This window comes from Paenibacillus spiritus, assembly GCF_008710135.1.
In the GTDB taxonomy this organism is placed as follows: Bacteria; Bacillota; Bacilli; order Paenibacillales; family Paenibacillaceae; genus Paenibacillus_AQ; species Paenibacillus_AQ glufosinatiresistens.
Window position 1 is genome coordinate 105,256 of sequence record NZ_VYKK01000020.1, and the last position, 12,733, is coordinate 117,988.

Sequence of the window (12,733 nt, forward strand, 5' to 3'; positions counted from 1 at the left end):
CTCACCCGGAGGCTTATTCGGGCACCGGGTTCCTTTGGGGAAGCTGACTTCAAAAAGTGGTTGCTTTTTTCTTCGATTACGGTATAATAGTTTCTGTTGCGAAATTGAAGTTAACATGCTGGTGTAGCTCAGGGGTAGAGCAACGCACTCGTAATGCGTAGGCCGGGGGTTCAATTCCCTTCACCAGCATCCTGAAAGACCTGAACAGAGACGCGGTTCACCGTTGAATACGGAGAACCGCGTTTTTTTATATTCTCCATTTCGCTGTAAATTGTAGGTTTGTCTCTATACAAACGATGTATAACGTCGTATACTAAATTTAACTGAACTGATGATATCTGCCCATTCGGGAAGCTTCCGCCGTATAAGTCTAGGGGAAGCTTCCCTTTTTTGCTGGCCTTGCCAGAAAGGAGAAGCCATGTCGAATACCGAACGGATTCTCGACGGTTATAAGAATATAGAAAGCCGCATTCACGCCTTTATAATTGAACATTCCCGGGTAGAGTATTTGGAGGGCTCAAACGAAATCGTGCATGGGGGGGCGTTCTCGTGGACCCGCCTGTTGGGCGGCGATTCAGACCTTCAAGAAGTGCTGTGCCTGGATTATACCGAGCTGGGCCGAAAGGCGATAAATGTGCTGGAATCGGCGACCAGCCGGCATCTGGATGATTTCTGCCGCAGTTACGAGTCGGTTCTCAGCTATTTGCGCCAGGATTCGCTGGTATGGGTGCCAAGTCTGGAGCAACTGTTCCAGTCCATCAAGATCGAGCTGGATATTCAGCAGTTCTTTGTCGCTTCGCCCCATTATGTATAAATTTAACGCTAATGCCAGCAAAATTTAAGGAAATTTTCAGCTTGGCGTCAGGATTTTTTCAGGTTTCGGGGGTATGATAGGACTACCAAACACCCCCCAGTGTTGTGGTTATTCTTTTGAAGCCCGGCCGACTCCCACGGCCGGGCTTTTTGTGCGGCCGGAGGACGGGGACGCGCGCCCCGGTGCGGAGGCGCGTCTAGCGCACGGCCGGCGCCTCCAGGCCCATATAACGGCGCATCTGCGATACGGCCTGATCGGCGAGCTTCGCGTCGGTTACCGACATTTCCCCGTGGAAGCCCCGGCATTGATAGCGGACCCGAATGCCGTCCGCCAGACGCTCATTCTCGTAGACTCTCATCCCGGCGGCCCGCATGGCCAGACGGACCTTTCGCAGATCGCGCGCGGCCGCGGCTGCTGCGGCTTCCGCCATCTCGACATAGGGAGCCGGAGTCCGAAGAAGGCGCGCCAGCAGCCGTCCGTCCCGTTCCAGGGCCGTGATGACGAGCGGAAGCAGAATATAGGCCTGCAAAAGCCTCCGGTCGCTGTTCTCCTCATGTGGCATCCTTCTACCTCCCGATTACTATTACTAGGAACATATATTCGTATTTTATTCCCAACCCCGGCATGATTCAAGAGGTGCAGGAAAGGAAATCAGAAAAAGAAGCAAAATCGAGAGTATTATGTGATTTATTTCACAATAAATGCCCGGCGCTGCGTATATATTGAATTTATAAGGTTAAAATTAAATTTAAAATTTGGAATGGAAAAGAGGAATCGCCATGCACGCACAGACACGGATGCTGCGGGGGCTTGTCTTTGGGGTATTGATTAGTGTGCCGCTCTGGATGTCGTTGATCGGCTGGATGCAGCTGCTGTAAACTCCGAAGGCGGGTGATAGGCGTTGGTCTGGATTGGAATTGCGGGAATTGCGGCTGTGTGTGCGGCGCTTACGGTGTACGCCGGGCTGCTGGTCTACAACGTGGCTGTCCGGCGCGCGCCCAAGACGGTTTATATCGCCAAAAGCGGCGGAAAAGGCGGTCCGCCCCCTGTAGCGGGCGCCTCGTGGGGGGAAGGCCAGCGCTGGATCGCCGGCCGGAACTTCACGAACTGGGAGCTGACGGCCCCGGACGGGCTGAAGCTCCGCGGCTACTGGCTGCCGTCGGACCGCGCAGAGGGGCGGACAGCGATTATTGCCCACGGCTATTCGGGCAAGGCCAAGGATATGGGCGCCTATGCCCGCATTTACCATGAGGTGCTTGGCTTCCATGTGCTGCTGCCCGATGCCAGAGGGCACGGGGAGAGCGGCGGCGATTACATCGGGTTCGGCTGGCAGGAGCGTCTTGATTATGCCGGCTGGATCTGGAGAGTGCTGGAGGAGACGGGACCGGAGTCGGAAGTGGTGCTGCACGGCGTATCCATGGGCGCAGCTACCGTGCTGATGGCAGCCGGCGAGGAACTCCCTCCGCAGGTCAAAGCGGTCGTAGCCGACTGCGCTTATACGTCGGCGGCTGCGGAGCTGGCTTATCAGATGCGCCGGCTCTACCGGCTGCCGTCCTTCCCGGTCCTGGACGGCGCGGGGCTGGTTACCCGCATCCGAGCCGGGTACAGCCTGCGCGAAGCTTCGGCGCTGCGCCAGGTAGCGAAGGCGAAGACGCCGATTCTGTTCATACACGGCGAAGCGGATACGTTCGTTCCCGTCGGGATGATGGAGGAACTGTATGCCGCCTGCCGAAGCGAGAAGGAACGCTGGTCCGTGCCCGGAGCCGGCCACGGCAAATCTTACGATCAAGACCCGGAGGCATACGTGCGGCGGGTCTGCGATTTTGTGCTTCGCCATTTGCGCGGAAGAGCGCAGAAGCCCTGAAAATTGGACGACGCCCGGCTATCCGCTTCTATGCGGACGGCCGGGCGTCTTGGTGTATGCGTACATAGACTATGCTATACGCTGTATTTAATTTCCTTGTCTATTTTCAGCAGCCGTTAAGCGAGAAGCATTCTTTTCCAAAACGACAAAAGCCCTACCTCTCTCTTGCCCTTGCGGCTCCAATGACCGCGCCAGTATGAATCGGAATGCGATGGTAAAATGATTCTCGTATAAAAATAAGGTTTTCAGCAAGAAAACGTAAGGTTTTGTACCGGGGATTCCGATAAAGAAGAGATACGTCCTATTCTTGAAGAAGAATTACGAGGAAACTAAATATCTTACTATTGTACCAGATATTGCGAGAATACGCAAGCAACAAAAACCGCTGGAGGATGAACACCATTATGAAAGTGTATCGGGCCTTTTTGCGGCAATCGGTCTACAATTATTTGCTTGGCTCCGTTATGGCCGTGATCGCGACGGGGAGTCTGCTCATGCTGTCTACTCTGGAAGTCTCCACAAGGGAATATATGAGGCTGCTGCTGGTGTTGGCCGTCTCTTTCTGCATTATGGCAGGGGCCGAGCTGTTCGCGTTCTACCGGCATATCCGGCCTGTCTACCGCAGCTTCGCAGGCGCAAGCGAACTGGAGGATCTGCGGGCCGCCTATGATCGGACGCACCGTCTGCCGGGCCTGTCGGTCCGGCGGATTATGGGGCCGCATCTGCTTGGACTAAGCCTGCCGGCCGTCGGCATGGCGCATTGGATGATTCATGTGAAGCTTCTGGATATGCCTTATTATTATCCGTTTCTCGCGCTGGCCGGAGCGGTGCTGATTGCCTGCATGCATGCGCTGATCGAGTTTTTTCAGACCGGAGCCACCATTGTACCGCTGCTGCGGCATCTACGCAATGAAGCGCTCCGTCTATATGGAGAGGATTTCTCGCTGGAAGAGCATAATCTGATCTCTATCCGCCCGAAGTTTCTGATCAGCTGCACGCTGATCGGTACGTTTCCGCTGTTTCTGTTCAGTCTGATGACGCATGTGCGCATCCGCGACCTCGGCGGCGGCGCTCTCTTGAGCTACTGGGGATGGGCGGCCGTCGTGCTGATCATGGGCACGGTGTTCTCGCTGACCGCGGCCTGGCTGCTGACCCGCAGCGTGCAGCAGCCGATCGGGCAGCTCTACGAATCCATGAAGAAGGTCAAGGAAGGGCGGCTGGAACAGACCCAGGACTATTATTCGGATGAATTCTCCCGTCTGGTCGCAGGCTTCAATGTGATGGTCCGCGGGCTTCAGATCCGGGAGGAGCAGAATCAGCAGCTGCTGGACAGTCTGTTCACTTCGCTTGCCGTGGCGCTGGACGCCCGCGACCCGTACACGGCGGGGCATTCCATCCGGGTCGCCGAGTATTCGGTCATCATCGGGCAGCTCGCCGGACTGAAAGGGGAAGAGCTCGACAATCTGCGAAAATCGGCGCTGCTGCACGATATCGGCAAGATCGGCGTCCGGGATGCGGTGCTCTTCAAGGAAGGCTGGCTGACGGAAGAAGAGTTCGATCAGATCAAGAGCCATCCGGTGCTGGGCGAGAATATTCTCCGGCAGATTGAGCCGCAGGAGAAGATGCTCCCTTATCTCGGCGGCGTCCGCTCGCATCACGAACGGTATGACGGCAAGGGGTACCCCGACGGGCTTGCAGGCGGAGACATTCCGCTGTTTGGCCGGATCATTGCGGTGGCCGACGCCTACGATGCGATGACCTCCGACCGTCCCTACCGGAAGGGAATGGAGCACGGCAAGGCGCTGAAGATTCTGAGCGAAGGCCGGGGAACCCAGTGGGACCCGGTATTTGCGGGTCTGCTGCTGGGCTACTTCGAGCAGAACCGGAGCCGCGGAATTCCGGAGGCGGAGAGCGGCTATGCAGGCGATTATCCGATAAGCGGATAATCGCTTTTTTTTAACAAAATTCAAAGAAATAGGAGAGTCTGTAGAAGCATCCTGTTTATCCCTGGAGATTCGTGATCGATTTCGTGAACTTTCTCACAATCTCCCGAAAACGCTTCGGGTTTCATTGATGGAACGGGATGGGACCGTTATAATTAATTAGTCTGGTTTTTATATAATTAAAAAATAAGGGAGAATTTTATGAAACGCGCTGATGTGTGGCTGATTGGCCTCGTTGTGGTGGTGGCGCTTGCGCTGATCCTTCCCCGCTGGCTGTCGGACCATAACGATAAAGGCGGGGAGAACCGGGTGGCCCGGGTAACCGTTGACGGCAAGCTGTTCAAGACGGTCCAGCTTACCAAGGAAGAGCAGATCGTCGAAATCCGCACAGAACGCGGTTACAATATTCTGAAGGTGCATGATTACGGCGTGGAGATGTACGACGCCGATTGCCCGGACAAAGTCTGCCTGGAGTTCGGCTTCATCCGCCATCCGAAGCAGACGATTGTATGCCTGCCGCACCGGGTGCTCGTCGAGATTGCCAGCGCGGGCGGAGAGGACGGGGTAGACGCTTATGTCCAGTAGAGATTCGGCTCTGGCGCTCAAACGGACGGTCATTATCGCGATCTTCGCGGCGGTCGCCGTCGTGCTGGGCATTGTGGAGGCGCAGATCCCGCTAAGCAGCGTGGGTCTGATGCCGGGGGCCAAGCTGGGGCTTGCCAATATTATGGTGCTGACGTGCATTTATTTCCTGCGGGCGCGCGATGCGCTCACGCTGGTCATTCTCAAGACGCTGCTGACGGCGTTCCTGCTGGGCACGTTCTCCAGCCTGCTGTTCAGCCTGTTCGGCTCGCTGCTGAGCTTCGCGGTGATGCTTCTGCTGATGCGGATGGGCAAGAACCGGTTGAGCCTCGTCGGCGTCAGCGTTGCGGGCGGCGTCGCGCACAACGTCGGCCAGCTCGTCGCCGCTTCGATTGTCATGAACGCATCCAGCATCATGTATTATCTGCCGGTGCTGCTGATCTTCGGACTGGTGACCGGCGTTGTCGTCGGCATCGCGGTTCGTTATTTGACGGAATCGCTGTCCCAGATTTCATTGTTCGAGGATTTTCTGCACTAGGTATCGAGGGGAGGCGGCCTAAGAGATGGACCACATGAACGCCAAAAGTACAGCGGGCTCGGCCGGAGCCGCGGCCGTGTCCTTGAGAGAGGTCTCCTTCGGCTACACGCCGGAGCAGCCGCTTCTGAGCGGAATCAGCCTTGAGATACCGGCCGGGCAGTGGGTGGCCCTCGTCGGACCGAACGGCTGCGGCAAATCAACGCTGGTGAAGCTGCTGAACGGGCTGCTGCCCGCAGCTTCCGGCCAGATTGAAATCTGCGGCACTCCGCTTGAAGACAAGCACGTCGCCGAGGTTCGCCGCCGCATCGGCATGGTCTTCCAGAATCCCGACAACCAGTTCGTCGGCGAGACGGTTGAAGAGGACATTCTCTTCGGTCTGGAGGGGCTGTGTCTGTCCCGGCCGGAGATGGAAGCGCGTCTTATGCGCGTTACGGCTGAATTTGAACTTGCGCCGCTGCTCGGCAAGCACCCGGGGGAGCTGTCCGGGGGGCAGAAGCAGCGCGTTGCGATTGCGTCGATACTTGCCATGGAGCCAGGCATCGTCATTATGGACGAGGCCTCTTCGATGTTGGATGAAGCGGGGCGGAATGCCCTGCTGGCCGTGCTGCGGAAGCTGCACGGGGAAGGCTATACGGTGCTGATGATTACGCATGACGCCGAGGAGATCCGGGCCGCCGAGCGCGTCATCGCGCTGGGCGGCGGCGGCGTGGCGGCGGACCGGAAGCCGGAGGAGCTGTTCGCGGATGAGGGCCTGCTGGCAGCCTGCCATCTGCGCGCGCCTTACGGCTGGCGGCTCGCCGCCGAACTGAAGCGGCTGGGCATTGATGCCGGATCGGCAGCCGGCGGAGAGGAGCTGGCAGAGAAGCTATGGCCATCGAACTGAAAGAGGTCAGCTACACGTATGCCGACCGCACGCTCTGGAAGCAGACGGCGCTGCACGATATTGATCTGAAGATTCCGGCCGGATCGCTCGTCGGCATCGCCGGGACGACGGGTTCGGGCAAATCGACACTGCTCCAGCTGTTCAACGGCATTCTGAGGCCGTCCAGCGGCTCGGTAACCGTGCTGGACGTTACGCTTCAGGCAGGCGCCAAGCCGCCCCGGCTGCTGCCGCTCCGGCGGCGGGTCGGCTTGGTCTTCCAGTTCCCGGAGCACCAGATGTTCGCCGAGACGGTGGAGAAGGATCTGCTGTTCGGGCCGCTGAATTTCGGCATGGACCGGGAGGAAGCGGGGGTCCGCATCCGGCAGGCGATGAACGATATGGGGCTGCCGGAGGAGCTCCTGGCGCGCAGTCCGTTCCGCCTGAGCGGAGGCCAGATGCGCAAGGCGGCGATCGCCTCGGTGCTTGCCGCCGACCCGGAGATTGTCATTCTGGACGAGCCGACGGCTACGCTCGATCCCGTCAGCCGGGATGAGCTGGTGGTGCTGCTCGTCCGGCTGTGCCGGGAGCAGGGCAAGACGGTCGTGGTTGTGACGCACCGGATGGACGAGCTGCTGCCGTATGCGGATCAGTGGGTCCTGCTCGGCGAAGGCCGGGTGCGGTATCAAAGGGATGCCGCAGGTCTTGCCGCCGAACCCGGGATTCTGACCGGCTGCGGACTGGCTGTGCCGCAGTCGCTGCTGTACTGGCGGGCTGTGGCCGGAAAGCTCGGCCTGCACGGGGAAACGCCGCGGTTGACGCCCGAGAGTCTGGCGGCGCTGATTGCGGAGAAGCTGGGCCGGAATGCGGCGGAAGCGGCCGGCTCCGGGCCGGACGCTCCGGCAGGAACGGAGGCCGGCGATGAATGAACGGCTGCTCCTGGGAAGGAGCATTGAGACCGGGTCCTGGGTTCACCGTCTGGACCCCCGCTCGAAACTGCTCGGAATGCTGCTGTATGTAGCGGTTATCCTGCTCTGCCGATCGTGGACGGATATGGCGCTGCTGGCCGTCTTCTCGGTTTTGGTCATGGCGTCCACCCGGATATCACTGAACTATTATCTCAAGGCGGCCAAACCGCTGAAGTATTTGATGCTCTTCATCTTCGTCGTTCAGACCCTTACGGTCAAGACCGGAGAGGTCTGGCTGAGCCTCGGGGCGCTGGAGCTGCACGAGGGCGGTCTCCGGCTGGGGGCCTTCTCGGTCATCCGCACGTTCTTCCTGATTACCTTCACGGCGCTGCTGACGTTCACCACGCGGCCGAGCCGGCTGAATCAAGGGCTGGACGGGCTGCTGAAGCCGCTCGGGAAGCTCGGGGTACCAACGGAACGGCTGACGCTGATGATGAGCCTTGCGCTGCGCTTCATTCCCACCATTCTGGATGAAGCGCAGGTGATTCTGAAGGCGCAGGCTTCGCGGGGAGCGGATTTGTCGGAGCTGAAGCTTGCCGACAAGGCCCGGATGCTGATGACGCTGCTTGTTCCGGTTATCACCGGGGCGTTCCGCCGGGCACAGGATCTGATCTATTCCATGGAAGCGCGCGGGTTCGTGCTGGATGCGCCCCGCACGTATTATCACCGTCTGCGGTGGGGAGCCGCCGATACGCTGTTCATTGTCCTGTTTCTTGCCGCGGGCAGCGCCGCGGCGCTGCTGTGAGCGGGACGGAAGCAGGAAGGAACGGATTTGAGCCGATGACATGCAAGTCCCGCCGGACGGCCGCGGTATGTCGGGCTTATGGGATTTGGCATTTCGCGGGAAGTAGGAGGAAACGAAGTGGCGCGTTATTTTAATGGTAAAGAAGTGGAGCTGCTGGCCCCGGCCGGCACCTTCGAGATCTTCAAGGAGGTCATCGAAGCCAATTGCGACGCCGTCTATCTCGGCGGGCCGGTTCTCAACATGCGCATGATGCGCAAAGGGTATAATCTGTCGCATGCCGAGATGGAAGAGGCGGTAGAGACCGCGCACGGTCTGGGCAAGAAGCTCTATGTGACCGTCAATAATCTGTTCAGCGAAGCCGACGTGGAAGAAGCCCGGACGTATCTGCGGTTCCTCGACCGTATCGGGCCGGATGCCTTGATCGTTCAGGATATGGCCGTGCTGTCGCTGATCCGCGAGATGGGAGTCGGTCTTCCGGTGCACGCCTCCGTCATGATGAATGTGCATAATCTGGAGATGATCCGCGCCCTGGGCGAGCTCGGCGTGACGCGGACGGTGCTGTCCCGCGAGATGGATCTCGCCGCGGCGAAGCTGCTGCACGGGCTGACGGGGATGGAGCTGGAATATTTCGTCCACGGCGATATGTGCTCCGTCCACGGCGCGAACTGCTACTTCAGTTCCCATGTGTTCGGCATGAGCAGCAACCGGGGCAAATGCATGAAGCCCTGCCGCTGGGACTACCGGGTGAAGAAGGACGGCCGCGTCTACCCCGCGGAGTATCCGCTGGCGGTCAAGGATATGTATATGTACGAGCACCTGCCGGAGCTGATCGACTCGGGGATTACCTCTTTCAAAATCGAGGGCCGGATGCGCGACAAGGATTTCATGGTCATGCTGGTCAATGCTTATGGCGACGCCATCGACCGCTACATCGACGATCCGGCGGGCTTCGACCGCGCGCTGGAGGCCAAGCTGCTGTACGACAACCGCAAGCGGGACTTCTCGACCGGCTATGCCTTTGGCAAGCCGGGCCTTGCCAACATCAACCGCCGCTACGAAGGAACCGGCAAATTCTACAGTACCGGCAAGGTGTTCAGCACACCGACCGCCGAGCGGGAGTTGAGCGGGAAACGGGTGGACGAGCTGCGGCAGGCGCTGGTCGAAGCGGCCGCTTCCCGGATGGCAAGACGCGGCGCTGATGCGGGCGCGGGCGCGGTTGGGGTCCGTGTGAACAACATGGAGCAGGCGCGGACCGCTCTCCGGCACGGAGCGGATTATTTGTACTTGTCCGGGGATGTGTATGAACCGGACCGTCCGTTCACGAAGCGGGATATTCTGGAGCTTGGCGCCGCCAAGGGCGGAACGAAGCTGGTGCTCGGTCTGCCCCGGATGATGACCGAGCTGCATTTTGACCAATATGACCAACTGCTGATCCGCGGCGATCGTCTGCCGATCGACGGCATTCTGGTTACGAACCTGGGCGCGCTGCGGCGGTACCGTCAGGCCGGTTATCCGCTCATCGGCGATACGAGTCTCAATATCTATAATCATGTGGCGGCCGCCCAGTATGCGGAATGGGGCCTGGAACGGATTGCGGTGTCGCAGGAGATGACGCTGGAGCATTATGCTTCGTTCGTGTCCGGAACCGACGTTCCGATGGAGATGGTCGTGCACGGAACGCCGGCGCTGATGTATATGGAGCATGATCTCTATGCGAACGCCGACGGAGCGGAGCCGATCGCCGAAGAAGACAACCGGTTCGTGCCGAACCGCGTGCTGGTGCTGAAGACCGACCAGGGCGAGAATCCGGTCTACCGGGACCAGCACGGACGCTGCCATCTGCTGATGGCCAAGGAGCTGAATTATCTGCCGCTGGTTCCGGAGATCCGGGCGCTTGGCGTCTCGGTATTCCGGATTGAGGGAGCGACGTACCGGCCCGAAGAACTGGGCATCATTCTGGATGCGTACCGGCAGGCGCTGAGCGGCGGCGGACAGCATGCCGCCGAAGCGGCGGGGATGCTTGAACCGCTGTATGCGGGCTATACGCTCGGCTCGCTGCAATTCAATTAAGACCGGATTGTGCCGGTGTTCACATAAGGAGGAACCGCGATATGGAGGATTACACGATCGGCCGCGAAGCGGTCGCAGCGAAACGGCGTCGGTATTTCTATCCGTGCACACAGCATTTCTACCGAAACGCACCCCAGATTGTCCAGGGGGAGATGCAGTATTTGTACGATGAGAACGGCAAGAAATACACCGATTTCTTCGCCGGCGTCTCGGTGGTGGCCTGCGGGCACTGCAACCCGGCCATTACCTCGGCGACCATTGCCCAGCTCCAGCGGCTTCAGCATACGACGACGATCTATCTGACCCAGCCGAATGTCGACCTGGCCGAACGGCTGGCCGAGATTCTGCCGGGGAATCTGCGGCGGAGCTTCTTCGTCAACAGCGGTTCGGAGGCGAACGAGGGCGCGATGCTGCTAGCCCGGCGGCATACCGGCCGGAAGGGCTTCATCGCCCTGGAGAGCGGGCTTCACGGCCGCACGAATCTGACGATGAGCGTAACGGGGCTGCCGATGTGGCGGACGGACCCTTATCTGGACCCGGATGTCCGCTTCATCCGGCGTCCGTACGATCCGGAGCTGGGCTCCGAGGAGGCAGCCGCACGCTCGCTGGCGGACCTGGAGCGGGTGCTGGCGGAGCACGGGGATTCCATTGCCGCGATGATCGCGGAGCCGATTCAGGGCAACGGCGGCATGATTATGCCGCATGAATCCTATTTCCGAGAAGCCGCCGAGCTGTTGAGACGCCACGGCGCGCTGCTGATCTTCGACGAAATCCAGACCGGCTTCGGCCGGACCGGGCGCATGTTCGCCATGGAGCATTTCGGGGTGGTTCCCGATATCGTCAGCATGGCCAAGGCGCTGGGCAACGGCGTTCCGGTGGCTGCATTCGCGGCCTCGGACGAGGTCGCCGCATCGCTGAACTCGCCGTCGGCCTCCACCTTCGGAGGCAATCCGGTCTCGGCGATTACCGCGCTGGCCGTGCTCGACTATATGGCCGACCAGCGGCTTCCCGAACGCGCGGAACGGCTGGGGGCGAAGCTGAAGGAAGGACTGGCCGGGCTGAAGGAGCGCTATCCCGGATTGATCCGCGACGTCCGGGGCGCCGGTCTTATGCTTGGGGCCGAGCTGGGCGGAGCGGAGGCCGGCGAAGCGGCAGAGCTGACGGACGAAGTGCTGGAGCGGATGAAAGACCGCGGCTTCATCATCGGGAAGAATGGAACCGGCCGCAATGTGCTGGCCTTCCAGCCGCCGCTGATTCTGGCCGAGGCGGATATTCAGGACATGCTGAAGACGCTGGACAGTGTGCTGGCCGAGCTGGCATGACGCACCGCCATGTCCACCTCCGGCGGGAGGATGTGCCAACACACGGAAAGAAGGGACTCATTTGGCCGTAATTCATCTGTTCAAAACCACCACGACAAAGCTGAGAATGTTCGGCGAACTGGTCATGTTCTCGCATACCCTGTTCTCGCTGCCCTTTGCGATCATCTCGATGGTCTGGGCGGCGGGCGGCTGGCCGTCCGGCCGTGTCATGCTGTGGGGGCTGATTGCCCTGATCGGGGCCCGCAACGGCGCCAACGCCTTCAACCGGCTGGCCGACCGCGAATTTGACGAATGGAATCCGCGCACGGCTCATCGCCATCTTCCCCAGCGGCTGCTGCGGAAGAAGGAAGTTGCCCTATTCATTGCGGTCAACTACCTGATTCTGATCATTGCGGCCGGGATGCTGAACCCGCTCTGTCTGGTGCTCTCACCGGTCGCTATTCTGCTGGTGACGGTGTATTCCTACACCAAACGGTTCACCTATCTGAGCCACTTGTACCTGGGATTTGTGATTGCTTCCGCGCCGATCGGCGCCTGGTTCGCCGTAACGGGCCGGTTCGCCTTCACGCCGTTCGTCATCGGGACGGTCGTCATGCTCTGGATCGCCGGATTCGATATTATCTACGGCACTCAGGATATTGATTTTGACCGCAAGCACGGCCTCTTCTCGATCCCCAGCTACTTCGGACTGAAGAACGCGCTCCGCATTGCCCAGGGCCTGCATCTGGTGATGGTGCTGCTGCTGCTGTTTCTGTACGCCTACCGGGATCTCGGCTGGCTCTATCTGGCGGGAATCGGGATCGCAACGCTGCTGCTGATGACGGAACACCGGATCATCCGGCCGCATAACCGCCGGCTCATGAAGCTGGCCTCCTATAATCTCAATCAAGTCATCAGCATGGTCATTCTGGGGTTCACCCTGGCGGATTTCTTTATCGCATAAAAGGAGGAGCCCGGCGCTCCTGCCCATAGAGAAACGACTAGAGGCTGTCCCAAAAGTAGATATTTCTAAGCTGAGAGGGACCACC

The 12,733-nt window shown here is 59.6% G+C and carries 12 protein-coding genes and 1 tRNA gene; 12 read left to right on the forward strand and 1 reads right to left on the reverse strand.

Features of this window, described 5'->3' with window-relative positions; genetic code table 11:
* The first annotated feature begins 117 nt into the window (after positions 1 to 117).
* Both F4V43_RS14350 and F4V43_RS14355 read left to right on the forward strand, forming a co-directional pair.
* Positions 118 to 189: transfer RNA gene (locus F4V43_RS14350), tRNA-Thr, on the forward strand.
* Between the two features lie 229 nt (positions 190 to 418).
* Positions 419 to 814 (forward strand): hypothetical protein, encoded by a 396-nt coding sequence (locus F4V43_RS14355; RefSeq protein WP_150458935.1) that lies wholly within the window; start codon positions 419 to 421, stop codon positions 812 to 814.
* A gap of 196 nt (positions 815 to 1,010) precedes the next feature.
* On the opposite strand, the gene F4V43_RS14360 is transcribed toward F4V43_RS14355, so the two are convergent.
* The gene (locus F4V43_RS14360; protein ID WP_150458936.1) at positions 1,011 to 1,376 is read right to left on the reverse strand and encodes a hypothetical protein; all 366 of its coding nucleotides are present in this window, start codon (positions 1,374 to 1,376) and stop codon (positions 1,011 to 1,013) included.
* Positions 1,377 to 1,715: 339 nt separating this feature from the next.
* Between F4V43_RS14360 and F4V43_RS14365 the strand changes: the two genes are divergently transcribed.
* From F4V43_RS14365 to F4V43_RS14410, 10 genes are all read left to right on the forward strand, one after another.
* On the forward strand, positions 1,716 to 2,678 hold the full coding sequence (locus F4V43_RS14365; protein WP_223879903.1) for an alpha/beta hydrolase: 963 nt from the start codon (positions 1,716 to 1,718) through the stop codon (positions 2,676 to 2,678).
* Between the two features lie 404 nt (positions 2,679 to 3,082).
* Positions 3,083 to 4,624 (forward strand): HD domain-containing phosphohydrolase, encoded by a 1,542-nt coding sequence (locus F4V43_RS14370; protein ID WP_150458937.1) that lies wholly within the window; start codon positions 3,083 to 3,085, stop codon positions 4,622 to 4,624.
* A gap of 198 nt (positions 4,625 to 4,822) precedes the next feature.
* Positions 4,823 to 5,206 (forward strand): NusG domain II-containing protein, encoded by a 384-nt coding sequence (locus tag F4V43_RS14375; RefSeq protein ID WP_150458938.1) that lies wholly within the window; start codon positions 4,823 to 4,825, stop codon positions 5,204 to 5,206.
* Positions 5,196 to 5,741: a Gx transporter family protein gene (locus F4V43_RS14380; RefSeq protein ID WP_150458939.1), complete on the forward strand. Its 546-nt coding sequence runs from the start codon at positions 5,196 to 5,198 to the stop codon at positions 5,739 to 5,741. The genes F4V43_RS14375 and F4V43_RS14380 overlap by 11 nt, the downstream gene beginning before the upstream one ends.
* 25 nt (positions 5,742 to 5,766) lie before the next feature.
* Positions 5,767 to 6,624, forward strand: coding sequence for an energy-coupling factor ABC transporter ATP-binding protein (locus tag F4V43_RS14385; protein WP_223879904.1), 858 nt, complete (start codon positions 5,767 to 5,769; stop codon positions 6,622 to 6,624).
* Positions 6,609 to 7,529, forward strand: a complete 921-nt coding sequence (locus tag F4V43_RS14390) for an ATP-binding cassette domain-containing protein (RefSeq protein WP_150458940.1) — start codon at positions 6,609 to 6,611, stop codon at positions 7,527 to 7,529. The genes F4V43_RS14385 and F4V43_RS14390 overlap by 16 nt, the downstream gene beginning before the upstream one ends.
* On the forward strand, positions 7,522 to 8,313 hold the full coding sequence (locus tag F4V43_RS14395; RefSeq protein WP_150458941.1) for an energy-coupling factor transporter transmembrane component T family protein: 792 nt from the start codon (positions 7,522 to 7,524) through the stop codon (positions 8,311 to 8,313). The genes F4V43_RS14390 and F4V43_RS14395 overlap by 8 nt, the downstream gene beginning before the upstream one ends.
* Positions 8,314 to 8,430: 117 nt before the next feature.
* Positions 8,431 to 10,383, forward strand: coding sequence for a peptidase U32 family protein (locus F4V43_RS14400; RefSeq protein ID WP_150458942.1), 1,953 nt, complete (start codon positions 8,431 to 8,433; stop codon positions 10,381 to 10,383).
* Positions 10,384 to 10,424: 41 nt separating this feature from the next.
* Positions 10,425 to 11,705, forward strand: a complete 1,281-nt coding sequence (locus F4V43_RS14405) for an aspartate aminotransferase family protein (protein ID WP_150458943.1) — start codon at positions 10,425 to 10,427, stop codon at positions 11,703 to 11,705.
* 106 nt (positions 11,706 to 11,811) lie between these two features.
* The gene (locus F4V43_RS14410) at positions 11,812 to 12,648 is read left to right on the forward strand and encodes a UbiA-like polyprenyltransferase (protein ID WP_150458955.1); all 837 of its coding nucleotides are present in this window, start codon (positions 11,812 to 11,814) and stop codon (positions 12,646 to 12,648) included.
* Positions 12,649 to 12,733: the final 85 nt, after the last annotated feature.

Coding starts and splice junctions, on each gene's coding strand:
- F4V43_RS14410 (WP_150458955.1), top strand. CDS start 11,812: ATGTTCGGCGAACTGGTCATGTTCTCGCATACCCTGTTCTCGCTGCCC.
- F4V43_RS14355 (WP_150458935.1), top strand. CDS start 419: ATGTCGAATACCGAACGGATTCTCGACGGTTATAAGAATATAGAAAGC.
- F4V43_RS14360 (WP_150458936.1), bottom strand. CDS start 1,376: ATGCCACATGAGGAGAACAGCGACCGGAGGCTTTTGCAGGCCTATATT.
- F4V43_RS14405 (WP_150458943.1), top strand. CDS start 10,425: ATGGAGGATTACACGATCGGCCGCGAAGCGGTCGCAGCGAAACGGCGT.
- F4V43_RS14385 (WP_223879904.1), top strand. CDS start 5,767: ATGGACCACATGAACGCCAAAAGTACAGCGGGCTCGGCCGGAGCCGCG.
- F4V43_RS14375 (WP_150458938.1), top strand. CDS start 4,823: ATGAAACGCGCTGATGTGTGGCTGATTGGCCTCGTTGTGGTGGTGGCG.
- F4V43_RS14395 (WP_150458941.1), top strand. CDS start 7,522: ATGAATGAACGGCTGCTCCTGGGAAGGAGCATTGAGACCGGGTCCTGG.
- F4V43_RS14380 (WP_150458939.1), top strand. CDS start 5,196: ATGTCCAGTAGAGATTCGGCTCTGGCGCTCAAACGGACGGTCATTATC.
- F4V43_RS14370 (WP_150458937.1), top strand. CDS start 3,083: ATGAAAGTGTATCGGGCCTTTTTGCGGCAATCGGTCTACAATTATTTG.
- F4V43_RS14390 (WP_150458940.1), top strand. CDS start 6,609: ATGGCCATCGAACTGAAAGAGGTCAGCTACACGTATGCCGACCGCACG.